We start from the raw sequence: 25,899 nt of genomic DNA on the forward strand, positions 1-25,899 counted from the left end.
TCATGATGGACGAGGTGATCGACCAGTTCCTGAGCGCCGTGCCGCTGCCATCGCTGCTGGTGGACCGATCTGAACGGATCGTGGCCGCGAACGAGGCAGGGCTGGCCCTTCTGGGCCAGCGCATTATCGGGCGCCATTATGCCACCATCCTGCGCCAGCCCCAGGTCATCGACCTGATCGAGAAGGGGCTGGTCGACACCATCCCGCGAAAGGCCCGCCATATCGCTGGCGACGGGTCGCAGGACACGATCTACGAAGTGCATTGCCGCTTCGTGCGCGGGATCGGTGCCGCGCAGGGCGGGGCGGTCATGGTCACGTTCCAGGACGTCACCCATATGGAACAGGCCGGCCAGATGCGCCGGGATTTCGTGGCGAATGTCAGCCATGAACTGCGCACGCCCCTGACCGCGCTGATGGGCTTCATCGAAACCCTCCGCGGCCCGGCAAAAGACGACACCGCCGCGCGCGAACGGTTCCTGACCATCATGGATGGCGAGGCCACGCGGATGAACCGGCTGGTGGGCGATCTGTTGTCGCTCAGCCGCGTGGAAAGCGAAGAACGCGTCCGGCCCAAGGACAACGTGAACCTGACCGAGCAGCTGGAAAGCACGTTGCGATCGATCCGGCCGCTGGCCGAAGGGGCAGGGGTGACGCTGAACCTGAAGGCGCCCGAGGCGCCCGCGATGCTGACAGGCGATCCGGACCAGTTGCAGCAGGTCTTCACCAACCTGATCGAGAACGCGATCAAGTACGGTGGCGGGGGCGGGGTCGTGGACGTCGTCGTCACGATGTCGGATCGCGATCCGGCCGTACGCTCCGCGGCCGTGCGCGTGCAGGTGATCGACCACGGACCGGGCATCGACCCGGTTCACATCCCGCGGCTGACCGAACGTTTCTACCGTGCCGACAGCCACCGTAGCCGCGAACTGGGCGGCACGGGGCTGGGGCTGGCCATCGTGAAGCACATCATCAACCGTCATCGTGGTCGGTTGAAGGTGGAAAGCGAACCCGGACACGGCGCGACCTTCACGGTGATCCTGCCTGCGTGACCGGCATGCTGTCGTGATTCCCCGAATGTGACAGTCTCACGGGTCTGCCGGCCCGCCCGTGGCGGGTTTCGGGATGTTTGCAGGGAATCAGGCGCCCGAATCCGGCCCGAACCGGGAGATTTCTTCGGGATCCGCCCGGGCCACTCTGCCCCTTAACCTGACGGTAACCCCTGTAAATGGCGATTTCCGCCAAGGTTGGTCCGATGCGGGATCAATTCCCGGGCAAGGTTCATAAAACCGTTACATAACCGTCACAGAAGCATCGCGCGGCACCAATAGGTACCGACAGTAACCCGGGCGATCGCCCGGTGGACTGAGACTCACATGGAGAACGTTATGCGCATTCTGACTGCGACCGCTTCGGCACTGGCCCTGGCCGCCGTATCCGCCACCGCCGCTTCGGCACGCGACCAGCTGCAAGTCGCCGGTTCCTCGACGGTGCTGCCCTATGCCAACATCGTGGCTGAAGTATTCGGCGAAAACTTCGACTTCCCGACCCCGGTCGTCCAGGGCGGCGGTTCGTCGGCCGGTCTGAAGAACTTCTGCCAGGGCACCGGCGAAAACACGATCGACGTCGCCAACGCCTCGCGCCAGATCCGCGAAAAAGAGATCAAGGCCTGCGCCGACGCCGGCGTGACCGAGATCATCGAAGTCCAGTTCGGCTATGACGGCATCGTCTTCGCGTCGGACATCAACGGCCCCGACTTCGTCTTCACGCCGGAAGACTGGTACAAGGCCCTGGCCGAGAAGGTCTTTGTCGACGGTGAAGCCGTTGCCAACCCGAACACCTCGTGGTCCGACGTGAACCCGGACATGCCCGACCAGAAGATCCTGGCCCTGATCCCCGGCACCAAGCACGGCACCCGTGAAGTGTTCGAAGAGAAGGTCATCATGGAAGGCTGCGAAGCCTCGGGCGACTTCGACAAGTTCAAGGAAGCTGCCGGCGGCGACGAAGATGCGGCTGAAGATGCCTGCATGGCGATCCGCACCGACGGCCTGTCGGTCGATATCGACGGCGACTACACCGAAACGCTGGCAAAGCTGAACAACGACACCGATGCCATCGGCGTCTTCGGCCTGGCGTTCTACGAACAGAACACCGACAAGCTGCAGGTCGCGACCATGTCGGGCGTGACCCCGTCGGTCGAAACCATCTCGTCGGGCGAATACCCGGTGTCGCGTCCGCTGTACTTCTACGTGAAGAAGCAGCACATCGGCATCATCCCGGGCCTGAAGGAATATGCTGAATTCTTCGTCTCGGACGCCATGGCCGGCAATGGCGGCCCGCTCGCCAACTACGGCCTGGTTCCCGATCCGGAACTGGCAAAGACCCAGAAAGCAGTGGCTGACGAAGTGACCATGGGCTCGGGCTCCTAAGCCTCGCGTCCTGTCACCTGGATATCGGGGGCGGCGCGATCTATCGGCGCCGCCCCCTTCTGTCCCGAAAGGGCCCTGATCGGCCCCCGCACTTTCCGAATAACCGCCGTTCGTTCGCGGCAATTCCGTTCTGAGACGGAGGATTTATGTCTGTCACCTGGCTTCTGTTGGTGATCCTTGTGCTGGCCGCGATCGGCTATGTCATGGGCCGCCGCCGCGCTTTCGCGGACGCCGATGGCGATGTGCGCAAGCTGCACTCGCTGCCGTTCTACTACGGCGCCAACGTGGCGCTGACCTCGGTGATCCCGGCGCTGATGCTGATGTTCGTCTGGCTGATCGTGCAGCCGATGATCATCGAACGCTCCCTTGTCCCGCAGATCCCGGATGCGACCATCGAAAAGGCCGGCGCGCTGAACCTGGTGATGAGCGACGTGAACCGCATCGCCCACGGCCTGGACGAGGCCGTTTCGCAGGGGACCATGACCCGGGACTTCGCCCGGACGCTTCAGACCGGGGAAACGGACGTGCGGGCGCGGCTGGCCGAAGTCGGCGTGCCGCTGGCCTCCGACGTGGACCCCGAGGTCCTTGAGGTTGCCCAAAGCTTCCGCGCCATGAACCGCACCGGCAGTATCGCGATGACGCTGGCCGTGCTGGCACTGGCCGTCGGCGGCTTTGCCTACGCCTACATGAAGACGAACCGCGAATTCCGCGCCCGCAAGTATGTCGAGGCGGTTATCAAGGCGCTGCTGATCATGGCGGCCGGCATCGCGATCCTGACGACGCTTGGCATCGTCCTGTCGATGCTGTTCGAAACACGGCACTTCTTCGCGCAGTACCCCTGGTACAGGTTCTTCTTCGGCACCACCTGGGCGCCCAACTTCCGCGGCGACTCCGACCTGGGGATCATCCCGTTGTTGTGGGGCACCGCCTACGTGTCGGTCATCGCGCTGCTGGTGGCCGTGCCCATCGGCCTGTTTGCCGCGATCTACCTGTCGGAATATGCCGGCCCCCGCGTCCGGTCGGTGGCCAAGCCGCTGATCGAGATCCTGGCCGGCATCCCCACCATCGTCTACGGCCTGTTCGCCCTGATCACCGTGGGCCCGCTGCTGCGCGACTACTTCGCGCAGCCGCTGGGCCTGGGGGACAGCGCGAACTCGGTCGCCACGGCCGGCATCGTGATGGGCATCATGCTGATCCCGTTCGTGTCGTCCCTGTCCGACGATATCATCAACGCCGTGCCGCAATCCCTGCGCGACGGATCTCTGGGGCTGGGCGCGACCAAGTCCGAAACCATTCGTCAGGTCGTGTTTCCGGCCGCGCTGCCCGGGATCATCGGCGCCATCCTTCTGGCCGCCTCCCGCGCCATCGGCGAAACGATGATCGTCGTGCTGGGGGCAGGGGCCGCCGCCCGGATGGACCTGAACCCGTTCGAGGCGATGACCACCGTCACCGTCAAGATCGTCAGCCAGCTGACCGGCGACACCGACTTCGCGTCGCCTGAAACGCTGGTTGCCTTCGCGCTGGGTCTCACCCTTTTCGTCATCACCCTGGGGCTGAACGTCATCGCCCTTGTCATTGTCCGTAAGTACCGGGAGCAGTACGAATGAGCGACAGCACCCACGATCTGCCCCCCGGCAGCGGCCTGCCCATTGCACCGCGCGGCGACCGGCCTCTCCTGACCGAGCTCGACCCCCGCACCAAGAAACGCTACGCCGCCGAACGCCGGTTCAAGGCCCTTGGCCTGACAGCCGTGTGCATCGGTGTCCTGTGCCTGGTGGTCCTGGTGTCGTCGGTCCTGCGGCAGGGCCTGCCGGCCTTCACGCAGACTTTCATCGACGTGCCGGTCTACCTTGACCCGGCCACGCTGGACCCGGACGGCAACCGCGATCCCGAGCAGATGAAAAGCGTTCTGACCTTCGGCTACCAGCCGCTGATCGCCGCCGGCCTGGAACGGGCGCTCGACGACCGCGGGCTGGGCGAACAGGTGACCGCGGACGAGGTCGCAGGCCTGATTTCACGCGGGGCGGCTGCCCAGATGCGCGATTACGTTCTGGCCAACCCCGAAAAGCTGGGCGAGACCATAGATTTCAACTTCGTCGCCAACGGCCGCGTCGACGGCTACCTGAAAGGCCGTGTGACGATGGAAAGCGCGGCGCTCGACAGCCAGATCTCTCCCGAGCAGCTGCAACTGGTCGACAAGCTGCGCGATGCCGGGCTGATCGAGAAGAAGTTCAACTGGGCCTTCATCACCGGCCCCGACGCATCGGGCAACCGGCCTGAAGCCGCGGGCATGGGCGTGGCGATCATCGGCTCGGCCTACATGATGCTGGTGGTTCTTGTGCTGGCGCTGCCCATCGGCGTCGCCGCGTCGATCTACCTGGAAGAGTTCGCGCCCCAGAACCGGTTCACCGACATCATCGAGGTCAACATCTCGAACCTTGCCGCGGTGCCGTCGATCGTGTTCGGGATCCTGGGTCTTGCGATCTTCATCAACTGGGCCGGGTTGCCGCAATCGGCGCCCATCGTGGGCGGGCTGGTGCTGACGCTGATGACGCTGCCCACGATCATCATCTCGACCCGCGCATCGCTGAAATCGGTTCCGCCATCGATCCGCGACGGGGCGCTGGGACTGGGTGCATCGAAGATGCAGGCAGTGTTCCACCACGTCCTGCCGCTGGCCGCGCCGGGCATCCTGACGGGCACGATCATCGGGCTGGCACAGGCGCTTGGCGAAACGGCGCCCCTGATGCTCATCGGCATGGTGGCCTTCGTCCGCGATTTCCCCGATGCACCGCCCGCCGGCCTGTTCGAGCCCGCCTCGGCGCTGCCCGTACAGGTCTACAACTGGACGCAGAGATCCGACCCCGCCTTCGTGGAACGCGCATCGGGAGCGATCATCGTCCTGTTGATCTTCCTGGTCCTGATGAACACTGTGGCGATTATCCTCCGTCGCCGCTTCGAACGCCGCTGGTAACCGGAAGGCTGCAACAATGAACGAAATGACAATGATTGATCGCGACGTGACCACCGGAACTCTCAAGATCTCGGCCCGCAAGGCGCAGGTCTATTATGGCGAAACCCACGCCATCAAGGACGTGGACATCGACATCGAAGACAAGATGGTCACCGCCTTCATCGGGCCCTCGGGCTGCGGGAAGTCCACCTTCCTGCGCTGCCTGAACCGGATGAACGACACCATCGACATCTGCCGCGTCGAAGGGCAAATCCAGCTCGACGGGCAGGATATCTACGACCCCAAGGTCGATCCGGTGCAGCTCCGCGCCCGTGTCGGCATGGTGTTCCAGAAGCCGAATCCGTTCCCCAAGTCGATCTTCGACAACGTGGCCTACGGGCCGCGCATCCACGGCCTGGCCCGCAACCGCGCCGACCTGGACGAGATCGTCGAGAAGTCGCTGCGCCGTGCCGCCTTGTGGGACGAGGTCAAGGACCGCCTGCAGGCGCCCGGTACCGGTCTTTCGGGCGGGCAACAGCAACGCCTGTGCATCGCACGAGCGGTCGCGACCGCGCCCGAAGTGCTGCTGATGGACGAACCGTGCTCGGCGCTCGACCCGATCGCCACGGCGCAGGTCGAGGAACTGATAGACGAATTGCGGTCGAACTTCTCGGTCGTCATCGTGACCCACTCGATGCAGCAGGCTGCCCGTGTCAGCCAGCGTACCGCCTTCTTCCACCTGGGCAACCTGGTTGAATTCGGCGAGACCGGCGACATCTTCACCAATCCTTCCGATCCCCGGACCGAAAGCTACATCACCGGCCGGATCGGCTGACCAAAGCCCCCAAGGGAGCGCGAATTCACATGGCGGATCGGCCAACACAACAAGCCCCGACGCAATCGTCGGGCACGTCCAACCCGGAAAAGGATTCCGGGCACGAGAAGCATATCGTGTCGTCCTTCGACCGCGATCTTGAGACGGTGCAGGCGCGCATCATGAAGATGGGCGGCCTGGTCGAGGCCGCGATCATGAACAGTGCCAAGTCGCTGGAAACGCGCGACGAGGAACTGGCCGAACGTGTCCGCGCGGATGACGCGGCCATCGACGCGCTGGAGGAGATGATCCAGGAGGAGACCTCGCGGATCATCGCGCTGCGGTCGCCGTCGGCGGTCGATCTGCGGGTGATCCTGTCAGTGATGAAGATCGCGGGCAACCTTGAAAGGATCGGTGATTACGCCAAGAACATCGGCAAGCGGACGTCGGTCCTGGCACAGGTGCCGCCCGTGTCCGACAGCGCCTCGGCGCTGCGGCGCATGGCGCGCGAGGTCGAGCTGATGCTCCGAGATGCGCTCGATTCCTATATCCAGCGCGATCAGGAACTGGCCCGCGACGTGATCGAACGCGATCTGGAAGTCGACCAGATGTACAACGCGCTGTTCCGGGAATTCCTGACCTTCATGATGGAAGATCCCCGCAGCATCACGCCCTGCATGCACCTGCATTTCATCGCCAAGAACGTCGAACGGATGGGAGATCACGTGACGGCGATTGCCGAACAGGTCGTCTACCTCGTGTCGGGCGACCGCCCGGACGAAGACCGGCCCAAGGCAGACAATACATCCCTGACGTCGTAGGAGCTTTCCATGTCTGTCGATCAACCGACTGTCCTGGTTGTTGAGGACGAACTGGCCCAGCGCGAAGTGCTGGCCTACAATCTGGAAGCCGAAGGGTTCCGCGTGCTGAAGGCCGGGAACGGCGAAGAAGCTCTGTTGCTGGTGGATGAGGACGTCCCCGATATCATCGTGCTCGACTGGATGATGCCCAACCTGTCGGGGATCGAGGTCTGCCGCCGGCTGAAGACGCGCCCCGAAACCCGGGCCATCCCGATCATCATGCTCTCGGCGCGGTCGGAAGAGGTCGACAAGGTCCGGGGCCTGGAAACCGGCGCCGACGATTACGTCGTGAAGCCCTATTCGGTGATCGAACTGATGGCCCGCGTTCGGACCCAGCTGCGCCGCGTGCGTCCGTCGACCGTGGGCCTGCGGCTGGAATTCGACGACATCATCCTCGATGCCGAAACCCACAAGGTCAGCCGCTCGGACCTCCCCCTGAAACTGGGTCCGACAGAGTTTCGCCTCCTGTCCACCTTTATGGAAAAGCCGGGCCGGGTGTGGAGCCGCGAACAGCTGCTCGACCGTGTCTGGGGCCGCGACATCTATGTCGACACCCGCACGGTGGATGTCCATATAGGCCGCCTGCGCAAGGCGCTGACCCAGCATGGCGGACCGGACCCGGTGCGCACCGTACGCGGTGCGGGGTATGCGCTGGGGTAGGTGCGCCCCGCGCCCTTCCGTTTTCGCCCGCCCTCAATGTCCCGACGTTGGTTCCGCGGTCCGCGATTGGCGGTGCGTGGGAACCACGCACCCTACGTCGGCTTGGATCGGTTTGACGCAGGCCGGATCGCTCCTGACGGAGAGGCCGCTGTAGGGGGTGTGCTCTGCACGCACCTTCGCCCTCTGCCGGCGTGAGCGGTGCGTGGAAACCACGCACCCTACGGCGCCCAGGTCCGTGCCGTAGGGTGTGTGCTTCGCACGCACCATCCCACGGCGACTTGGTTCCAAACGTTACCTCCTAGCGGCGCGTCGCAGCGTGGTGCGCGCTACCGTGGCAGGGTGTCCTCGGCCTCTGTCTGTCCCGCCAGCCAGTCGCGGAACTGCATCAGCTTGGCATCCGCCCCGGCTTGCGGCCAGACGAGGTAATAGGCCCCCGCAGCCTCTGTCGGCGCGGCGTCGAGCGCCACCAACTGTCCCGTCGCAAGCTCCCGGTCCACAAGGTAATCCGGCATCAGGGCCGCGCCCAGCCCGTGGCACGCGGCTTGCGTGATGGTTGAAAACTGGTCGTGCATCGTACCGGTCAGCGGATGGGCCTGGGTGACGCCCTTGGCGTGGAACCAGTCGGCCCAGATGTCCGGACGCGTTCGAATGTGCAGCAGCGGCAGCCGCGCCAGATCTTCGGGGGCAGGGCGGCCGTTCGGCATCAGCGACGGCGCGGCGACCGGGATCAGCGCCTCGTGCTTCAAAAGCAGGCTGTCGCAACCGGGCCAGTGGCCGGTTCCATAGCGGATCGCGGCGTCGAAGGGTTCCTGCGCGAAGGCGAAGGCTTCCAGCCGCGTTGTCATGTTGATCGTGATCTCGGGGTGCCGCCGCGCGAAGTCCGGCAGCCGCGGCACCAGCCAGCGCATCCCGAACGCGGGCAGGATCGCAAGGCTCAGCGTCCCGCCGACGGGGGCGGTCTGCAGCCGCATCGTCGCCTCGGCCACCCGCGCCAGCACCGAACGGATCTCGGCCGCGTAAACATGCGCTTCGGGCGTCAGCACCAGCCGCCGGCCGTCCCGTCGCGCCAGCCGCATGCCCAACTGAGCCTCCAGCGCCTGCAATTGCCGGCTGACAGCGCCCTGCGTCAACGCCAGATCCTCGGCCGCCGACGACACGCTGCCCAGCCGATCCATCGCTTCGAGGATCCTCAGCGCCGACATCGACGGCAGCAATTTGCGCGCATAGGCCATGTATGAGCATTCCGCATATATCGAACTATGTGTATTTCTCATAGTTCGATGAGAAAGTCTCGCTGTTTGTGCGGGGAGGTCTGGTATAGTGCGGGGCAACCGCAAGGGAGACATGCCATGAACGTACAAGACACCAAACCCGCGCTGCGCGCGAAGGATGCCCCGAACCTGAGCACCACCGACTGGGCCGACCCGTTCAAGCTTTCGGATCAGCTGACCGAAGACGAACGCATGGTGATGGACTCCGCCCGCGCCTATGCGCAGGAGAAGCTGCAGCCCCGGATCACCGAGGCTTTCGAAAACGAAACCGTCTCGCCCGAGATCTTCCCCGAAATGGGTGAAATGGGTCTGCTGGGCACCACGCTGCCGGAAGAGTACGGCGGGCTGGGCGCGGGCTACGTGACCTACGGCCTCGTCGCGCGCGAAGTGGAGCGGGTGGACAGCGGTTACCGGTCGATGATGTCGGTGCAGTCGTCCCTCGTGATTTATCCGATCTATGCCTATGGGTCGGAAGAGCAGCGGCAGAAATACCTGCCGAAGCTCGCCAGCGGCGAATGGATCGGCTGTTTCGGGCTGACGGAACCTGATGCAGGGTCCGATCCCGGCGGCATGAAGACCCGCGCCGAAAAAGTGCAGGGCGGGTATGTCCTGTCGGGGACGAAGATGTGGATCTCGAACGCACCGATCGCGGATGTGTTCGTCGTCTGGGCGAAATCCGATGCCCATGGCGGCAAGATCCGCGGCTTCATCCTTGAGAAAGGCATGAAGGGGCTGAGCGCGCCGAAAGTGGCCAACAAGATGTCTCTGCGTGCTTCGGTCACCGGCGAAATCGTGCTGGACGGCGTCGAGGTGCCGGAAGATGCGCTGCTGCCCAATGTCGAAGGTCTGAAAGGCCCGTTCGGCTGTCTGAACCGCGCGCGCTATGGCATCAGCTGGGGCGCGATGGGCGCGGCCGAGTTCTGCTGGCACGCCGCCCGTCAATACGGGCTGGACCGGGTACAGTTCGGGCGGCCTTTGGCGCAGACGCAGCTGTTCCAGAAGAAACTGGCCGACATGCAGACGGAAATCGCCCTTGGCCTGCAAGGTTCGCTCCGCGTCGGGCGTCTGATGGACGAAGCCGCGGCCGCGCCGGAAATGGTGTCGATCGTCAAGCGCAACAACTGCGGCAAGGCGCTGGATGTCGCGCGGATGGCCCGCGACATGCATGGCGGCAACGGCATCAGCCTGGAATTCCAAGTGATCCGTCACATGGTGAACCTTGAAACGGTGAACACCTATGAAGGCACCCACGATGTCCACGCGCTGATCCTGGGCCGCGCCCAGACCGGCCTGCAGGCGTTCTTTTAAGGGATCGCGCGGGCAGGGCGTCGATCTGACCCGGCATGGCACTCTTCACAGGGCTCGTGCGTTTCCTATGCTAGAGTAACCCCGGTCTCGCGTGGAGACCGGGCCAAAGGGGTGCCAGATTATGCAGACGAAAAAGCTTACCGAAACCGTGTCCGTCGCCGGCCAGATCGATCCGGCAGATCTGCCCAAGCTTCATGCGCAGGGTTTCCGGTCTGTGGTATGCAACCGCCCGGACGGCGAAGGCGACGACCAACCGCTGTTCGGAGAGATCGAGCGTGCCGCCGCCAATTGCTCGGTCGAGGCGCGCTATCTGCCGGTGTCCGGCCAGACCGGCCCGACGGGTGAACACGCCGAGGCGCTCAAGGACATGTGGGACGAGCTGCCGAAACCGGTGTTGCTGTTCTGCCGGTCAGGCAATCGCAGCGAGAACCTGTACCGCATGGCATCGCTGGACGACGCCTGAGACACTTGTCCGGGCGCAACGGGCAGGTGCCGCGTTGCGCCCGAACAAACTTCGCAGACGCGTTTCCCAATCCTGGGCACACTTGATCGATCATACCGTCGATATGTTGTTCGGGCCGATCGTTATCCATTAATCTGTATTATGGTGAATAAGTGGAAGCGAAACCTCCCGCATGTCCTTGAGCATTGCCCGATCCTGGTGCTAGAAACGCTGGAATTGCAGCGCCCTTCGGGACAGGCCTCAGGCGGTCGGTGTTGGTGGCGCGTGTCTTCCGGCAAGGACCATCCAGACCGTGTATCCCCAGATCCAGCGACAGGCGCTTCGGGCCAACAAGGCCGCCAATATCGTCTACCTGAACAATCCGAAGGTCGGGTGTTCGACGATCAAGAACATCCTTTGGAACAGCCTTGCCGATGAGCCGCGCGCCCGGAAAGTCGATGTGCACGATGTCGAGGCATCGCCCTTCGACAACCGGATCGACCAGATGGACTGGCTGGCGGACGCGCGGATCTTCACCTTCGTGCGCAATCCGTTCGTGCGCGTCGTCTCGGCCTACCTGAACAAGATCGCGGATCAGAAGCCGATCCAGTGGTCGCATTTCGTGCGGCGCTACGGTGTCGATTCCGGTCCGGTGATCGGCTTCGATGCGTTCATCAAACTGATCTCGGAAGACGCCCCGGAACGGCTGGATCCGCACTGGCGGCCGCAGCATCTGAACCTGATGTATCCGTTCGTGCAGCCCAACATGATGGGCAAGCTGGAACGTATGGACGATCTGCTGCCGCAGGTTCTGGAGCGTTACCTTGGCCTGCCGCCTGCCCCCGTCAAGCGCAAGAGCCGCCATGGCACCAACGCCGGCGCAACCTACCTGGACTACTTCCGGAACCGCGACACGCTGGACCGCGTGCTGGCGCTTTATGCCGAGGATTTCCGGTACTTCGGCTATGCGACCGATCTGGACGCACCCGTCGAAGGCACGGATCTTCCGCCATCTTCGGACCACCGGCATGACAGGCTGGCCGCGCTGTCCGATTTTCGCCGCGCCGGCTCTGCGTCGGATCGTGCGGACGCGCTCTCGCGGCTGGACACGCTCGTTCAGGCCGACGCGATGGCGCGTGATGATGGTTTCGTGGGCGCATGGCTGGCCAACGTGAAGCAGAAATCGGATGCGAAGCCGGTGAAACCCCGTGCGCAGGCTGGCGTTTCTCCCGGCAGTTGACCCCCCGACGGTGCCCCGGCAGCAACCGGGTTGCGGGCACGATCCTGCCAATGCATGCTCACCTGCGGCGTTTTGCCTGTCATCTGTCAGGGTCAAGGGCGCAAATGCGGAATTCCGTTTCGTCATGCGGTATTGGCACCTGTATCTTTCCACACTAACATCCCGCCCATGGAAGAGTCGCGGCGTTTCCGAACGCACGTGACGATGGGAGGATAACCGACATGCGCATCTGTTGCGTGACGTCACCGGTCAGACCGGAGGCACTGTCATGACTGTTGCACCGGTCACGGGCATGACCCGGGACGAGGCCGCGCGGCATCTGACCGAAACGGATCCGATGCTGGCGCTGGGAACGGTCGAATTGCGCGGCGTTACCTACCCGTATTTCCGGAACGCTCCAGTCGATGTCCGCGGCTACCTGCAATCCGTCCGCCCGATGATGGACGATGGCGCGGCTGATTTCCTTGTCTACCGCGACGAACGCTGGAGCTTCGATGCCTTCCTTGCAGATGTCGACCGGATGGCCGGCGCTCTGGCCGGTCTTGGCGTGACGAACGGTACCCGCGTGGCGCTTGGCATGCGGAACTATCCCGAAATCCTGATCCTGATGTGCGCCATCGCGGCAGCCGGCGGTATCGTTGTCTTCCTGAACGCGTGGTGGACGACCGAAGAACTGGACTACGCGCTGGAAGACAGCGGCGCGCGGCTGGTCCTTGCGGATGGCCAGCGGGTCGAACGGCTGCTGCCGCTGCGGGACGCGCGCGATCTGACCATCGTCGGCGTGCGTGAAGGCGAAGAGCTGACGGCGCACGGTTACACCGCGCTCAATGCCGAAAACGCGGCCCGCCCGGAGGTTCACGTCGACCCGGACGACGATTTCGGCATCATGTATTCCTCGGGCACCACGGGCCATCCCAAGGGGGTGGTCCTGACCCACCGTGCAACTGTCCACGCCGGGTATTCGCATCACTTCCAGGCCATGATGGCCCCGCTGATCACGCCGCCGGAACCGGACGCGCCCGAACCGCCACGGCCTGCGGCGCTGATCATCACGCCGCTGTTCCATGTCACGGCCACCCATGCCGCTTTCTTCGGAAGCCTGCTGAGCGGGTCGAAGATCACCCTGATGTACAAGTGGGACGCCGAAGAAGCCGTGCGTGTGATAGACACCGAACAGGTTACCAAGCTGGTCGGCGTGCCCACGCAGACGGCCGATCTGATGGAGGCCGCGCGCCGGATGGGCCAGCCCCTGCCCTCGCTGCGGTTCCTTGCCGCCGGCGGCGCCAAGCGTCCGGCGGCGCAGGTCGGACCGCTGGCCGAGACCTTTCCGACGGCGGCCATCGCCAGCGGCTGGGGCATGACCGAAACAAGCTCGATCGGGATCGGGTTGTCGGGGCCGGAATATGTCGAACATCCTGGCGCTGCAGGTCGGATGCACCTGCCGCTGCAGGAGCTGCGGATCGTCGATGATTCCGGGAACCAGCTGCCCGACGGCGAGGTGGGCGAGATCGCGGTGAAAAGCGTCTGCAACATGCGCGGTTACCTGAACAAGCCCGAAGCCACGGCCGAGGTGCTGAAGGACGGCTTCATGCATACGGGCGATCTGGGCTACGTGGACGACACGGGCCTTGTCACCATTGTCGATCGCAAGAAGAACATCATCATCCGCGGCGGCGAGAACATCGCTTGTCTGGATGTCGAAGGCGCGCTGCACATGCACCCGGACGTGCTGGAGGCGTGCGCCTTCCCCCTGCCCCATGAACGCCTGGGCGAAACCGTGGGCGCGGGGGTGCAATTGCGCGCCGGATCGACCGTTTCGCAGGAGGATCTGCGCGTCTACCTGAAAGACCACATCGCCCACTACAAGGTGCCGGACAGGATCTGGTGCCAACCGGGTCCCCTGCCCCGTGGCGCCACGGACAAGATTGATCGGCGCGGATTGCGCGCCACGTGTTTGAACGCTTTGACGAAAGAGGAAACAGCATGACGACCACGCCCACAGATGCCGAAATCGGCGCCTATATCGCCAAGGCCGGTGCCGATGCCTGGGTTGTTCCGGGGCTCGGCGATGACGTTGCCCGCCGCGAGATCAAAAAGGTCGGCATCATCGGTGCCGGGACCATGGGCGGCGGGATCTCGATGAACTTCGCCACCGCCGGGTTCGACGTGACCATCGTCGAAACCAAGCAGGACGCGCTGGACCGCGGGCTTGGCGTGGTGCGCGCGAACTACCAGCGGTCGGCCGAACGCGGCCGTTTCCCGGTTGAAGAGGTCGACGAGCGCATGGCCCGTTACGAGGGCGCGCTGTCGATGGATGCGCTGGCCGAATGCGACCTCGTGATCGAGGCCGTGTTCGAGAACATGGACTTGAAGAAGGAAATCTTCGGCAACCTCGACCGTATCGTGAAGCCGGGTGCGATCCTGGCCACGAATACCTCGGCCTTGGATATCGACGAGATTGCGACGGCCACCAAGCGTCCCGAAGACGTTATCGGGCTGCATTTCTTTTCGCCCGCCAACGTCATGAAACTGCTGGAAATCGTTCGCGCGGATCACACGGCGGACGATGTCGTCGCAACGTCCATGGACCTGGCCAAGACGATCAACAAGATCGCGGTTCTGGTCGGTGTCTGCCCCGGTTTCGTGGGCAACCGCATCCTGTTCGCGCGTCAGAAGCAAGCCAACAAGCTGATCTACAAGGGCGTCATGCCCTGGGACATCGACGCCGCCCTGAACACGTTCGGATTCAAGATGGGGCCGTTTCAGATGTCGGACCTTGCGGGCCTCGACATCGGCTGGTCCAAGGGCGCCACCACGGCGAACCCCATCCGCGACGCATTGTGCGAACTTGATCGCCGCGGGCAGAAGACCAAGGCGGGCTATTACGACTATGGCGACGATCGCAAGGGCGTTCCGTCGGACGTGACGGCGAAGATCATCCGCGACATCACCGGCGCCGAACCGTCGACGATGGGCCCGGACGAGATCATCGAGACCTGCATCTACCCGATGATCAACGAAGGCGTTAAGATCCTTGAAGAAAACAAGGCGCAGCGCGCGTCCGACATCGACGTGGTCTGGCTGAACGGCTACGGCTGGCCCGCCGACAAGGGCGGCCCGATGTTCTATGGCGACATGGTCGGCGCCAAGGCGGTTCTGGCGAAGATGGAAGAGCTGACGGCGGATGATCCCGAGTTCGCACCGGCCGAAACGCTGAAGGAACTCGCCGCAAGTGACGGAAAATTCAAGGAAATCGACACGGGCGGCCTGAAGACCGGAAAGGATGCGGCATGACCGAATTCATCACGACCGAACGCAAGGGAAACGTGTTCATCGTCACGATGAACCGTCCCGAGGTCTACAATTCCGTTCACCCTCCGATGCATCACGAGATGCACGAGGCCTGGCAGGAATACGAGGCCGACACCAGCCTGTGGTGTGCGATCCTGACGGGCGCGGGCCCCAAGGCGTTCTCGGCGGGTAATGACCTGAAATACACCGCCTCGGGCGGGAAGATGAAAGGCCCGGACAGCGGTTTTGCCGGGCTTTCCAACAACTTCACCCGCGAAAAGCCGATCATCGCCGCGGTGAACGGCTTTGCCATGGGCGGCGGGTTTGAAACCGCGATGGCCTGCGATCTTCTGATCGCGGCGGAAAACGCCACCTTTGCCCTGCCCGAGGTCAAGGTGGGCTTCTTCGCGGCTGCGGGCGGCGTGCAGATGCTGACCCGCTTCGTGCCGCGCAAGATCGCGAACGAGATGATCCTGACCGGCCGCCATATCGACGCCGCGGAAGCCAAGGCCATCGGTATCGCCAATGACGTGGTTCCGCAGGACAAGCTGATGGAGGCCGCGATGGAGAAGGCCGCCCAGATCACGTCGGTCTCGCCCTCGGCGGTGAAGGCATCGAAGCGGGTTCTGAACGGTATGGATACCGGGCATACCTTTGCCGAGAGCATGGAATACAGCCGCAAGGTCATCATGGACCTGCGCGAAACCGAAGATTTCAATGAAGGCGTGACCGCATTCGTCGAGAAGCGCGCGCCGAAATGGCTTGGGCACTGAGCCTAAGCAGGAGGAGATGAGATGGAAGGTTCTTTGAACTTGATGAACCTCGAGATGTCAGAGGGCGCCAAGCCCTTGCTCGAGAAGGTCATCCGGCATATCCGCGACAACGTGGATCCCTACACGGAAGAATTCTACAAGCTGGGCGAAGGCCGCGAAAACCGCTGGTCCTACACCGATGAACAGCTGGCCCTGCTGGAGCAGATGAAGAACAAGGCGCGCGAGGCGGGTCTGTGGAACTTCTTCCTGCCCGATGCGGAAACCGGCGAAGGACTGTCGAACCTCGATTATGCCTATATCGCGGTGGAACTGGGCAAGAACCCGTTGGCGTCGCAGTCGATGAACTGCTCGGCGCCCGACACGGGCAACATGGAAGTGCTGGAGCGTGTCGGCACGCCCGAGCAGAAGGAAAAGTGGCTGAAGCCGCTTCTGGCGGGCGAAATCCGGTCGGCCTTTGCAATGACCGAACCCGATGTGGCGTCGTCGGACGCGAAGAACATCGGCACGCGCGCGGTGCTGGAAAACGGCGAATGGGTGATCAACGGGGAGAAGTACTATATCTCCGGCGCGGGCGATCCGCGGTGCAAGATCATGATCACCATGGTAAAGACCTCCCCCGATGCTAAGCCGTTCCGACAGCAAAGCCAGATCCTGGTGCCCATGGACACGCCGGGGGTCGAGGTGCTGGGCCCGATGAACGTTTTCGGGGAAGACGACGCGCCCCACGGCCACATGCATATCCGCTTTACCGATGTGCGGGTGCCGGAGGAAAATATCCTCTGGGGCGAAGGCCGCGGGTTCGAGATCTCGCAGCTGCGCCTCGGCCCCGGGCGGATTCACCACTGCATGCGGTCTATCGGTCAGGCTGAAAAGGCACTGGACCTGATGCTTGCGCGCGGGATCAGCCGCGAGGCGTTCGGCAAGAAGATCATCGATCTTGGCAAGAACATGGAAACCATCTCCCGCGCCCGGATCGAGATTGAGGCGATGCGCATGATGGTTCTGAAAGCCGCCAAGGCGATGGACGTCATGGGCAACAAGGAAGCCCGCATCTGGGTGTCGGCGATCAAGGCGATGGTGCCCGAAAAGGTCTGCAACATCATCGATCAGGCGATCCAGGTGCACGGTGCCACGGGGATCTCCCAGTGGACCCCGCTTGCCGGCATGTACACCAGCCAGCGCACGCTGCGCCTGGCCGATGGGCCGGACGAGGTGCACCATGCCGTCGTGGCGCGGGCAGAGCGCAAGGAATTCGAAGCCTCGAACGATCGCCAGTCGGCCGTGTCGGAGCTAGTGATGACCGCTCAGAAATTCGCGGGGCCGTAAACCATGGCAAACATGTTTGATCTGACGGGAAAGGTGGCGCTGTTGACCGGCGCCTCCAAGGGCATGGGGCTTGCGATGGCACAGGGCCTGGCCGAAAACGGCGCGACGGTCGTGATCTCGTCCCGCAAGCAGGACCAGCTGGACGAGGCCGCCGCGGGCATCAACAAGGCCGTGGGGCGCGATGCGGCGGTCGGCATCGCCTGCAACATCGGCTACCCCGAGCAGGTCGAGGCGCTGGTCGCCAAGACCCGCTCGCAGGTCGGGCCCGTCGACATCCTTGTCGGCAATGCGGGGGTGAACCCCTATTACGGCTCGATCACCGATATCCCGGACGACGCCTACGAGAAGACCATGAAGTCGAACGTGCAGTCCGACCTGTGGCTGGCGAAGGCCGTGATGGGCGACATGATCGAAAAGGGCGAAGGCTCGATGATGTTCACGTCGTCCATCGGGGCCTTCAAGCCGTCCACATCGCTGGGCGTCTACGGCATGTCGAAGCTGGCACTGATCGGGCTGATCCGGAACCTCGCGGCCGAGCTTGGCCCCAAGGGCATCCGCGTCAACGCGATCTGCCCCGGCCTGATAAAGACCGACTTCGCGAAGGAGCTGTGGTCGAACCCGGCCGCCAAGGAACGGGCGGAAAACGACATCCCGCTGCGCCGCCTGGGCGAGGCCGAGGACTTGGCAGGGCTTGCCGTGTTCCTGGGCTCTGCCGCCAGCCGATACATCACCGGACAGGCCATCACGGTCGACGGTGGCAGCGTGATGTGGACCTGACCCATGGAGCTTAAGGACAAGATCATCGTCATCACCGGGGCCGCCAGCGGCATCGGCAAGGCCATGGCGCTCCGCTTTGCCGCGGAAGGCGCCAAGAAGATCATCTGCGCCGACCTGAACCTGGCCGGCGCACAGGCCACCGCGGACGAAATCGACGGCATCGCCGCCGAGGTGAACGTTGGGCGCGAGGAAGACATCATCGCGCTGATCGACAGGGTTGAAGGCGAAGTCGGGCCGATTGACCTCTTTTGTTCCAACGCCGGGATCATGGCCAAGGGCGGGACCGAGGTTTCGAATGACGATTGGCAGCGGATCTGGGACATCAACGTGATGGCCCATGTCTATGCCGCGCGCCATCTGGTGCCGCTGATGAAGCGACGGGGCGGCGGCTATCTGCTGAACACTGCCTCGGCCGCTGGTCTGCTGAACCAGGTCGGATCGGCCCCCTATGGCGTCACCAAGCACGCGGCCGTGGGCCTTGCCGAATGGCTGGCGCTGACGCACGGCGACGATGGCATCAAGGTGTCGGTCCTGTGTCCGCAGGCTGTCCGGTCCGAGATGACCCGCGGTCATGAAGACGGCGTGGCATCGATCGACGGCATGCTTGAGCCGGAACCGGTGGCCGATGCCTGTGTCGAAACGATCCGGAACGAAACGTTCCTGGTTCTGCCGCACCCCGAGGTTCTGGGCTACATGCGCAAGAAGACGGAAAACTACGACCGTTGGATCGGCGGCATGAAGAAGCTGAACCGGGCCTACAACGCCAAGGACTGATTGGCGGACCGGACAAGGATAAACGCCCGCCGGTCACAGGGCGGGCGTTTCGCGTTCAGCCTTCGATGCAGACGTTGCGGTTTTCTTCCACGAGGTTGACCATCGTGTAGCAGCCCGAAAACGGTTTGGCCGGTTGGCACTGCCCGGTGGTGGCTTGCGGCTGCGTCGTGGACGTGATGCAAAGCCCGCTGCATTCGCCTGAATAGCGGCAGGTCTTGCCCGCATCCGGTGTGGGTTCGGCACACAGGACCGTGCCCTCCTGCCCATGGACCAGAACGCCGGCCGTCGCGTCACACTGGGCGCGGAATTCGGACGAGACGAAGATGTTCTCGGACGAGACGAGCCCTTCCTCCTGACAAGCGACAAGACCCAGGAGTCCAAGGAACAGGGCAGCGAATATGGCAATGCGGCGCATGGTGAGGCCTTTCGGTCAGTTGATCCGTTTTCCCCGGATCTTGCGCCGACGAGACCCAAGTGCAACCGCGGATGTGGTTTTGGGCCTTTCTAGGCGGCGGGCTGAGGCAATCCGTACACACGCCGCGCCGTGCCCGCGAACATTTCGGCCTGTGCGGCTTCGTCATAGTCGGACGCGATCTTTTTCAGCGCGTTCCACAGCACGGCATAGGAAATCCCCGTCCGATCCACCGGGAAATTGCTTTCGAACATGCAGCGTTCGGGGCCGAAGACGTCGATCATGTGCCGGTACCACTTGCCCTGCGCCTCGACGAGCTCGTCCGATCCGGGCGGCACGTCGCGCGTGTGCCAGCCCCAGCCGTTGTCGGGCATCAGAAGCCCGCCCAGCTTGGCGCGGACATTCGGGCACTTTGCCAGCGCTTCCATATCCCTCTGCCATTGGGGGAAGATCTCCTCCCGCCGGCCTTCGAACCGGCCCACGCCCAGAGGCGTCGAAAAGTGGTCGAGGATCATTACCGTGTCTGGCGCGGCCTTTGCCAAGGCAAGGAAGTCGTCGGCCTGATGGTGGTAATGCCAGGTGTCATATGTTAGCCCGCGTTCGCCCAGCAGGCGCACGCCGTCCTGAAAAGCGGGATCGGTGTACTGGCGGGCGTAGCCACGGCCCGGAATGTGCAGATGCTCGGGCTCTGCATCGCGCGCGCCGGAATGGCGGAAGCCCACAAGATAGTCGCCCCCCACTGCCAGATGCGCATCGAGGATACGACCCAGATCCTCGCGGCTCAGATCCGCGTGGGCCACGATACCGGCGACCTGCGCCTTGTCGGGGGCCTCCTCCGACTCCCGGCAGATCGCGGCCACGGTTTCGGTCTCTCCCACCGATTGCAGCTCTGCCGGCGCGTCGCGGTCATAGAAGGCGCGGCATTCGATGAAGACCGTCTGCACCACGTTGTGGCCCGCATCCGTATCCAGCCACAGTCCGTCCAGCATGTAGCCCAGCCCGCCGCGGTCCCACAGGTGGTGATGGGGGTCCACGATCTCGCGCCCGGGATCGATGATGTCTTCCGTGACCAGCGCCAGCCAGTCGTCGCGCCGTTCCATCCCCGGTTGCCAGAGTGCCATGGTGTTTCCTCCCTCAGGTCTTCTTCTTCACCGGCCGAACCAGCCCTTCCTGCATCACGGTGGCGACAAGCGTACCGTCCTTGTGATAGATCGATCCGCGGTTCAGCCCCCGGCCCTTCCCGGTAAACGGCGCGTCCATCACATAAAGATGCCAATCCTGCAGCCGCACCGGCGCGTGGAACCACATCGCGTGATCCAGGCTGGCGGTCATCACGTTCCGCCGCATCCATGTCAGCCCGTGGGGACGCAGCGACGTCCCCAGCAATTGCAGGTCCGACAGGTAGGTCAGCATCAGCTGCTGCATGACCGGATCGGCCTCGGCGGCTTCCTCGGCCCGGATCCAGACATGGTTCAGGTCATCGCTGGGCTCGGGGTTCAGCAGATCGCGCGGTTCAACCTCGCGCATGTCATAGGGGCGCGGGCGGATGAATTCCGCGCGGTAGTCCTCGTGGACCCGATGCGCCAGTTCGGCCCGGGTTTCCGCCAGCGCCGGCAGGGTTTCAGGGCGGGCAACGTCCGGCATGGCGTGCTGGTAGTCCCAGCCTTCCTCGGCCACGTGGTAGGAGGCCGACAGGTTCAGGATCTGCTTGCCATGCTGGATCGCCACGACGCGCCGGGTGGTGAAGCTGCCGCCATCGCGGGCTCGGTCGACCTCGTAGATCACCGGGATCGACGGATCGCCCGGACGGATGAAATAGGCATGCAGGGAATGGCACATCCGGTCCGACACCGTCCGACAGGCCGCGGCCAGCGCCTGGCCTATGACCTGCCCGCCGAAGATCCGGTTCGGCGTCTCGCCGCCCCCGCCGATCCCGCGAAACAGGTCCAGTTCCAGTTGCTCGACCCCCAGAAGATCGAGCAGCCCCGGTTGCGTATCATCCATCGGTCAGCCTTTCCTTGCCGCATCGTCCTGCCGTGCGGCATAGGCGATGAAGGCGTCGAACGCACCCGGATTCGCCATTGAATCGCGGTTGACGACCTTGTCGGGATCGCCGCCAAGCAACAGTTTTTTCACGGGAACTTCCAGTTTCTTGCCCGATAGCGTGCGCGGCACTTCGGCGATCTCGACGATCTCGTTCGGCACGAAGCGTGCTGAAACCGTGTCGCGGATCGCCTGCACGATCTTGTCCTTCAGCGCGTCGTCGAACGCCACACCAGCGGCCGGGACAACGAACAGCGGCATGAAGCTTTCGCGGCCAAGGAATTCCAGATCGACGACAAGGCTGTCCAGCACGTCGTCCAGCCCTTCCACCGCGCGGTAGATCTCGGACGAGCCCAGCCGCAGCCCCTTGCGGTTGATGGTGGCATCGGACCGGCCGTAAATGACCGCGCCGCCGTCTTCGGTGATCTCGATCCAGTCGCCATGGCGCCAGATGCCCGGATAGGTGTCGAAATAGCTGTCATGCAGGCGCGATCCGTCATCGTCGCCCCAGAAGAACAGCGGCATCGATGGGAGCGGTTCGGTGCAGACGAGCTCTCCCACCTCGCCGATCAGGTCGTTCCCGTCTTCGTCGAAGGCGCGCACGGCGTTGCCCAGGAACCGGCACTGCATCTCGCCCGCGCGCACGGGCAGCATCGGATTGCCGCCGACGAAGGCGCCCGCCAGATCCGTCCCGCCCGAGATCGGAGCAAGCCACATGTCGGCCTTTACTTGGGTGTAGATCCAGTCGTAACCATCTGACGATAAGGGAGAACCCGTGGATCCCATCGACCGCAGCGCGGACAGGTCGAAGGCGTCCCCCGGCGTGATCCCGGACTTTCGGCAGCCTTCAAAGAAGGCCGCGCCGGCGCCGAAATAGGTCAGGCCCTCGCCCGCCACGAACTGCCACACGACGGTCATGTCGGGGTAATTCGGCGCCCCGTCGAACAAGGCGACCGTCGCGCCCTGCCCCAGGGCCGCGATCTGGGAGTTCCACATGATCCAGCCCGAAGACGTCAGCCAGCTGAACCGGTCCCTGTCCGAAACATCCTGATGCAGCGCCTGCTTGGTCATCTCCAGCAGGATGCCGCCATGGCCGTGGACGATGGGTTTCGGGTTGCCGGTGGTCCCCGAGGAATAGACGATCCAAAGCGGATGATCGAAGGGCACGGGCTGGAACCCGGGCTGCGCGTCCTGGCCGATCACGTCGGCCCAGGCCAGATCGCCTTCGGGCACGTCGCCCGTGACAGGCACCCAGATCCTGTGCTCGACCGTTGGCAGCGCCTGCGTGATCGTCTTGAGCAAGTCGCGCTTGTCGACGGTCTTGCCCGCATGAACATAGCCATCCTGCACGATCAGAACCTTGGGTTCGATCTGTTGGAAGCGGTCGAGGATTGCCACGTGCCCCATGTCGGGCGCGCAGATCGACCAGATGGCCCCAAGGCTTGCCGTGGCCAATAGCGCGATGACCGCCGTTTCCGTATTGGGCAGGATCGCCACCACACGGTCGCCCTGCCCGACCCCCAACGCTTTCAGATTGGCCGCGACGCTGGCCACCTGCGCGCGCAGTTCACCCCAACTGAGTTCCGATCGTCCGAAGGTTTCGGACTGCACGATCAGCGCGGGGCGGTCGGGGTCCTTGTCGGCATGGCACAGGATCGCGTGGGCATAGTTCACCTCCGCCCCAGGAAACCACGCGGCGCCCGGCATCTTGCGGTCGGCCAGCACCGTATCGCTGTCCTTGAAATGCGGGATCTCGAAAAATTCCCAGATCGCGCGCCAGAAGGAGTCGAGATCGGTGACACTCCACTCCCATAACGCGTTGTAATCTTTAAATTCCAGTCCGTGCCGTGCTTCGACGAAGCGGGTGAATTCGGCCATCCGGGTGGCATCGGCCCGCTCCTGCGTGGGCAACCAAAGAACGGGATTGCTCATGCCGTCAGCGCCCCGTGCACCAGCGCCTTCAGTTGCGGGCGCGACGGGTAGCTGGACGAGGGTGTCAGCTGCGTGAAGAACAAGACCGACAGGTCCAGCACGGGGTCGATCCAGAACACGGTCGACGCCATGCCGCCCCAACCCCAGTCACCCACGTTGCCCGGCGCCGCTGTTGCCGCCGGATCAAGCGTGACCGACCCGCCCAGCCCGAAGCCTGTCCCGGTCATCGTCATCTCGGCAAAGCTCTGCGGGCCCATGGAGGCTATATCGCCCCGCAAGTGGTTGGACATCATGAATTTTACGGTCGATGTCGATAGCAACCTCGTGCCGTCACCCATACCGCCCGACCGCATCATCTCGCAAAACCGCATGTAATCGTCGATGGTCCCCACAAGCCCGCCACCCCCGGAAAAGAGTGTCGTGTCGTGGTAGGCGGACGTCTCGGGCGCGTCCTGCAGGCGGATGGTGTTGTCGGTCTTGGTCGACACATCCACCGTAAGCCCGTCGGATTCAAGCGAGGTATAGCAGGCCGCGAAGCGGTCACCGGCGCTCTCGGGCACGCGGAACGCCGTTTCGGTCATGCCCAGGGGCTCGAAGACCTCCTGTTGCAGGAACCTGTCCAGCGTCATGCCCGACGCGACCTCGACGACCCGGCCCAGCACGTCGATCGAGACGGAGTATTCCCATGTCGCCCCCGGCTTGAACGCCAGCGGCAGCTTCGCCAGCTCTTCGCACTTGTCGGCCAGGATGCCCTTGCGCCCCGGGAACCCGATCCGGCGCTTGTTCATTTCCTTGCCGACAAGGCCCGGGTTGAAGTTGTAGGTCAGACCCGAAGCATGGGTCATAAGCTGCTGAATTGTCGGTGTTTCACACGGTTCTGTCTGGTCGATCTCCGTCGCGCCGGGCACCAGTGCGTGGCAATCGGCGAAGCCCGGAATGAAGTCCGACACGGGCGAGTTCAACTGAAGCAGCCCCTTCTCCAGCAGCATCATGACGGCCGCGGAAACGATGGGCTTCGTCATGGAATAGATCCGCACCACCGTATCGCGTTCGAACGGCAGGTTCTTCTCGATGTTCCGCTTGCCGGTGGCGTTGAAAAACACCTCGCGCCCGCCGCGGGCGATCAGGACCGAGGACCCGGGATACTTCGTCTCGGCCACGTAACGGTCCTGCCAGTCGGCAATACGGGTCAGCCGGTCGGGGTCGAACCCCATGTCCTGAGGGCGTGCGGCGAGCATAACAACTTCCTTTCCTGCGGCACGCGCCACGCCGGTCGGACCGCCGGGGCGCGCGGAAACTTGAACCATCGGACAGGACCGCGCGCGCCGCTTCAGGGCGGCTCGGCAGCGGTTGTTCTCCTCCCCGGTCGCATCACTCTGACGTAAGTCAGGGACCTGACGCGAACCTTACCCCTTGTCGCTTCCGGTGCAACGCTCGCCTGCGAATTCTTCGGTGACATGGGCCGCAACGTCACGCGCTGTCACCGGCTCACCGCATTCGGGGCACACCAGCGTCGGGCGCATTTCCTGCAGGCAGGCCTTGTGGCGTAGCGCCACAGCCTCAGGCCCGTCCAGCCACTTCTCGCCCCAGGTCATCAGCGCCATCACCACCGGCCACAGGTCCCGGCCCTTTTCCGTCAGCAGGTATTCATCGCGCGGCGGATGTTCGGAATACTGCCGCTTCTCGATGATCCCCTCGGCGCACATCGCCTTCAGCCGGCCGCTCAGCACATGGGGGGAAATCCTTGTGTTCCTGTGCAGCGCCTCGAACCGTCGCGTGCCAAGGAAGAACTCCCGCATGAGCATCAGGGACCAGGTATCGCCCACCTTCTCGATGCTCCGGGCGACGGCGCAGGCAGAGGACGCAAGGTCATTTCGGCTCATGTTGACTCCCTTCAAATACGGAAGCTAGCCTACCGGCAACGGCCCGTCGAGTGCCTGAGCGCGGCGTCGGGCAGCGGAGGAGAGACGAGGGTTCCCATGAAATTGTACTACGCGCCGTCCAGCCGGGCCGTCCGGATCGCCTGGCTTCTGGAGGAGCTCGGCCTTTCCTACGAGATCGAGAAATTCCAGTTGGGCGACAAGGAGATGCGCGAACCCGGCTACCGCGCCGTCCACCCGATGGGGCGCGTTCCGGCGCTGGAGGACGGCGACGTGACCCTATTCGAATCCGGGGCCATCGTGCAGTACATTCTGGCCCGCCATGCCGGCGGCCGGCTGCAACCCGCCGTGGACAGCCCTGATTTCCCGGTCTTTCTACAATGGCTGCACTACGCCGAAGGCATGATCATGCCACCGATGAACCAGATCGTGGTGGAAACCAAGCTTCTGGCCCCCGACCGACGCAGCGAAGTGCATGCCAAGCGGGCGGTGAAGCTGCTGGCGCAGATGCTCTACGCGGTCGATGCGCATATGGAGGGGCGTGAGTTCCTTGCAGGCGCCTTTTCCGGCGCCGACGTGATGACGGGCCATGCCTGCATGATGGCCGGCCGTCTGGGTGCGGACCTGAGCGACAAACCCAATGTCGCGGCCTACAACGAACGCCTCGCTGCGCGGCCAGCCTTCCAAAAGGCGGAATCCCTGTGATCTGGGCCACGG

Annotated in this window: 24 protein-coding genes; 17 read left to right on the plus strand and 7 right to left on the minus strand. The window is 63.8% G+C overall.

Annotated features, from left to right (window positions below):
- Positions 1-2 precede the first annotated feature (2 nt).
- From D4754_RS15445 to phoB, 7 genes are all read left to right on the plus strand, one after another.
- A complete protein-coding gene (locus D4754_RS15445; protein WP_121065158.1) occupies positions 3-1,049 on the plus strand; it encodes a sensor histidine kinase in 1,047 nt (348 codons plus the stop codon).
- Between the two features lie 336 nt (positions 1,050-1,385).
- Positions 1,386-2,426 (plus strand): PstS family phosphate ABC transporter substrate-binding protein, encoded by a 1,041-nt coding sequence (locus tag D4754_RS15450; protein ID WP_121065356.1) that lies wholly within the window; start codon positions 1,386-1,388, stop codon positions 2,424-2,426.
- A 146-nt stretch (positions 2,427-2,572) separates the two neighbouring features.
- Positions 2,573-4,033 (plus strand): phosphate ABC transporter permease subunit PstC, encoded by a 1,461-nt coding sequence (gene pstC / locus D4754_RS15455; protein ID WP_121065160.1) that lies wholly within the window; start codon positions 2,573-2,575, stop codon positions 4,031-4,033.
- The gene (pstA, locus tag D4754_RS15460; protein ID WP_121065162.1) at positions 4,030-5,400 is read left to right on the plus strand and encodes a phosphate ABC transporter permease PstA; all 1,371 of its coding nucleotides are present in this window, start codon (positions 4,030-4,032) and stop codon (positions 5,398-5,400) included. Before pstC ends, pstA begins: the two co-directional genes overlap by 4 nt.
- Positions 5,401-5,416: 16 nt before the next feature.
- Positions 5,417-6,214, plus strand: a complete 798-nt coding sequence (gene pstB, locus D4754_RS15465) for a phosphate ABC transporter ATP-binding protein PstB (protein WP_121065164.1) — start codon at positions 5,417-5,419, stop codon at positions 6,212-6,214.
- Between the two features lie 29 nt (positions 6,215-6,243).
- The gene (gene phoU, locus D4754_RS15470) at positions 6,244-7,014 is read left to right on the plus strand and encodes a phosphate signaling complex protein PhoU (protein WP_121065166.1); all 771 of its coding nucleotides are present in this window, start codon (positions 6,244-6,246) and stop codon (positions 7,012-7,014) included.
- A 9-nt stretch (positions 7,015-7,023) separates the two neighbouring features.
- Entirely contained in the window at positions 7,024-7,713 is a 690-nt protein-coding gene (gene phoB, locus D4754_RS15475; RefSeq protein ID WP_121065168.1) for a phosphate regulon transcriptional regulator PhoB, read from the plus strand.
- A gap of 326 nt (positions 7,714-8,039) precedes the next feature.
- Here phoB and D4754_RS15480 read toward each other — a convergent pair whose 3' ends face one another.
- Complete coding sequence (locus D4754_RS15480; protein ID WP_121065170.1) at positions 8,040-8,945, minus strand: LysR substrate-binding domain-containing protein; 906 nt, start codon at positions 8,943-8,945, stop codon at positions 8,040-8,042.
- Between the two features lie 117 nt (positions 8,946-9,062).
- Here D4754_RS15480 and D4754_RS15485 point away from each other — a divergent pair, with 117 nt between their 5' ends.
- The 9 genes from D4754_RS15485 to D4754_RS15525 all read left to right on the plus strand — a co-directional run bounded on the left by D4754_RS15485 (position 9,063) and on the right by D4754_RS15525 (position 18,915).
- A complete protein-coding gene (locus D4754_RS15485) occupies positions 9,063-10,292 on the plus strand; it encodes an acyl-CoA dehydrogenase (RefSeq protein WP_121065172.1) in 1,230 nt (409 codons plus the stop codon).
- Positions 10,293-10,413: 121 nt separating this feature from the next.
- Positions 10,414-10,755, plus strand: coding sequence for a protein tyrosine phosphatase family protein (locus D4754_RS15490; protein ID WP_121065174.1), 342 nt, complete (start codon positions 10,414-10,416; stop codon positions 10,753-10,755).
- A 292-nt stretch (positions 10,756-11,047) separates the two neighbouring features.
- Positions 11,048-11,974, plus strand: coding sequence for a sulfotransferase family protein (locus tag D4754_RS15495; RefSeq protein WP_163025935.1), 927 nt, complete (start codon positions 11,048-11,050; stop codon positions 11,972-11,974).
- Between the two features lie 268 nt (positions 11,975-12,242).
- Complete coding sequence (locus D4754_RS15500; protein WP_240453901.1) at positions 12,243-13,961, plus strand: class I adenylate-forming enzyme family protein; 1,719 nt, start codon at positions 12,243-12,245, stop codon at positions 13,959-13,961.
- The gene (locus D4754_RS15505; RefSeq protein ID WP_121065177.1) at positions 13,958-15,268 is read left to right on the plus strand and encodes a 3-hydroxyacyl-CoA dehydrogenase; all 1,311 of its coding nucleotides are present in this window, start codon (positions 13,958-13,960) and stop codon (positions 15,266-15,268) included. Before D4754_RS15500 ends, D4754_RS15505 begins: the two co-directional genes overlap by 4 nt.
- Complete coding sequence (locus D4754_RS15510; protein WP_121065179.1) at positions 15,265-16,038, plus strand: enoyl-CoA hydratase-related protein; 774 nt, start codon at positions 15,265-15,267, stop codon at positions 16,036-16,038. Before D4754_RS15505 ends, D4754_RS15510 begins: the two co-directional genes overlap by 4 nt.
- A 21-nt stretch (positions 16,039-16,059) precedes the next feature.
- The gene (locus D4754_RS15515; RefSeq protein WP_240453902.1) at positions 16,060-17,364 is read left to right on the plus strand and encodes an acyl-CoA dehydrogenase family protein; all 1,305 of its coding nucleotides are present in this window, start codon (positions 16,060-16,062) and stop codon (positions 17,362-17,364) included.
- A 12-nt stretch (positions 17,365-17,376) separates the two neighbouring features.
- Positions 17,377-18,141 carry an SDR family NAD(P)-dependent oxidoreductase gene (locus tag D4754_RS15520; RefSeq protein ID WP_240453903.1) on the plus strand — a complete coding sequence of 255 codons (765 nt, stop codon included), beginning with the start codon at positions 17,377-17,379 and terminating at the stop codon, positions 18,139-18,141.
- Between the two features lie 3 nt (positions 18,142-18,144).
- A complete protein-coding gene (locus tag D4754_RS15525) occupies positions 18,145-18,915 on the plus strand; it encodes an SDR family oxidoreductase (RefSeq protein WP_121065184.1) in 771 nt (256 codons plus the stop codon).
- Positions 18,916-18,970: 55 nt separating this feature from the next.
- Here D4754_RS15525 and D4754_RS15530 read toward each other — a convergent pair whose 3' ends face one another.
- From D4754_RS15530 to D4754_RS15555, 6 genes are all read right to left on the minus strand, one after another.
- Positions 18,971-19,330: a hypothetical protein gene (locus D4754_RS15530; protein WP_121065186.1), complete on the minus strand. Its 360-nt coding sequence runs from the start codon at positions 19,328-19,330 to the stop codon at positions 18,971-18,973.
- Between the two features lie 89 nt (positions 19,331-19,419).
- Positions 19,420-20,448 carry an amidohydrolase family protein gene (locus tag D4754_RS15535; protein ID WP_205589647.1) on the minus strand — a complete coding sequence of 343 codons (1,029 nt, stop codon included), beginning with the start codon at positions 20,446-20,448 and terminating at the stop codon, positions 19,420-19,422.
- Positions 20,449-20,461: 13 nt separating this feature from the next.
- Entirely contained in the window at positions 20,462-21,331 is an 870-nt protein-coding gene (locus tag D4754_RS15540) for an acyl-CoA thioesterase (protein WP_121065190.1), read from the minus strand.
- Between the two features lie 3 nt (positions 21,332-21,334).
- Entirely contained in the window at positions 21,335-23,302 is a 1,968-nt protein-coding gene (locus D4754_RS15545; RefSeq protein WP_121065192.1) for an acetoacetate--CoA ligase, read from the minus strand.
- A complete protein-coding gene (locus D4754_RS15550; RefSeq protein WP_240453904.1) occupies positions 23,299-24,540 on the minus strand; it encodes a serine hydrolase domain-containing protein in 1,242 nt (413 codons plus the stop codon). The genes D4754_RS15545 and D4754_RS15550 overlap by 4 nt, the downstream gene beginning before the upstream one ends.
- Before the next feature lie 168 nt (positions 24,541-24,708).
- Entirely contained in the window at positions 24,709-25,185 is a 477-nt protein-coding gene (locus tag D4754_RS15555) for a winged helix-turn-helix transcriptional regulator (RefSeq protein ID WP_121065194.1), read from the minus strand.
- A 96-nt stretch (positions 25,186-25,281) separates the two neighbouring features.
- Here D4754_RS15555 and D4754_RS15560 point away from each other — a divergent pair, with 96 nt between their 5' ends.
- Entirely contained in the window at positions 25,282-25,887 is a 606-nt protein-coding gene (locus D4754_RS15560) for a glutathione S-transferase family protein (protein ID WP_121065196.1), read from the plus strand.
- Positions 25,888-25,899 lie beyond the last annotated feature (12 nt).

Origin of the sequence: Chachezhania antarctica, from assembly GCF_003646465.1 — a bacterium.
GTDB lineage: Bacteria > Pseudomonadota > Alphaproteobacteria > Rhodobacterales > Rhodobacteraceae > Chachezhania > Chachezhania antarctica.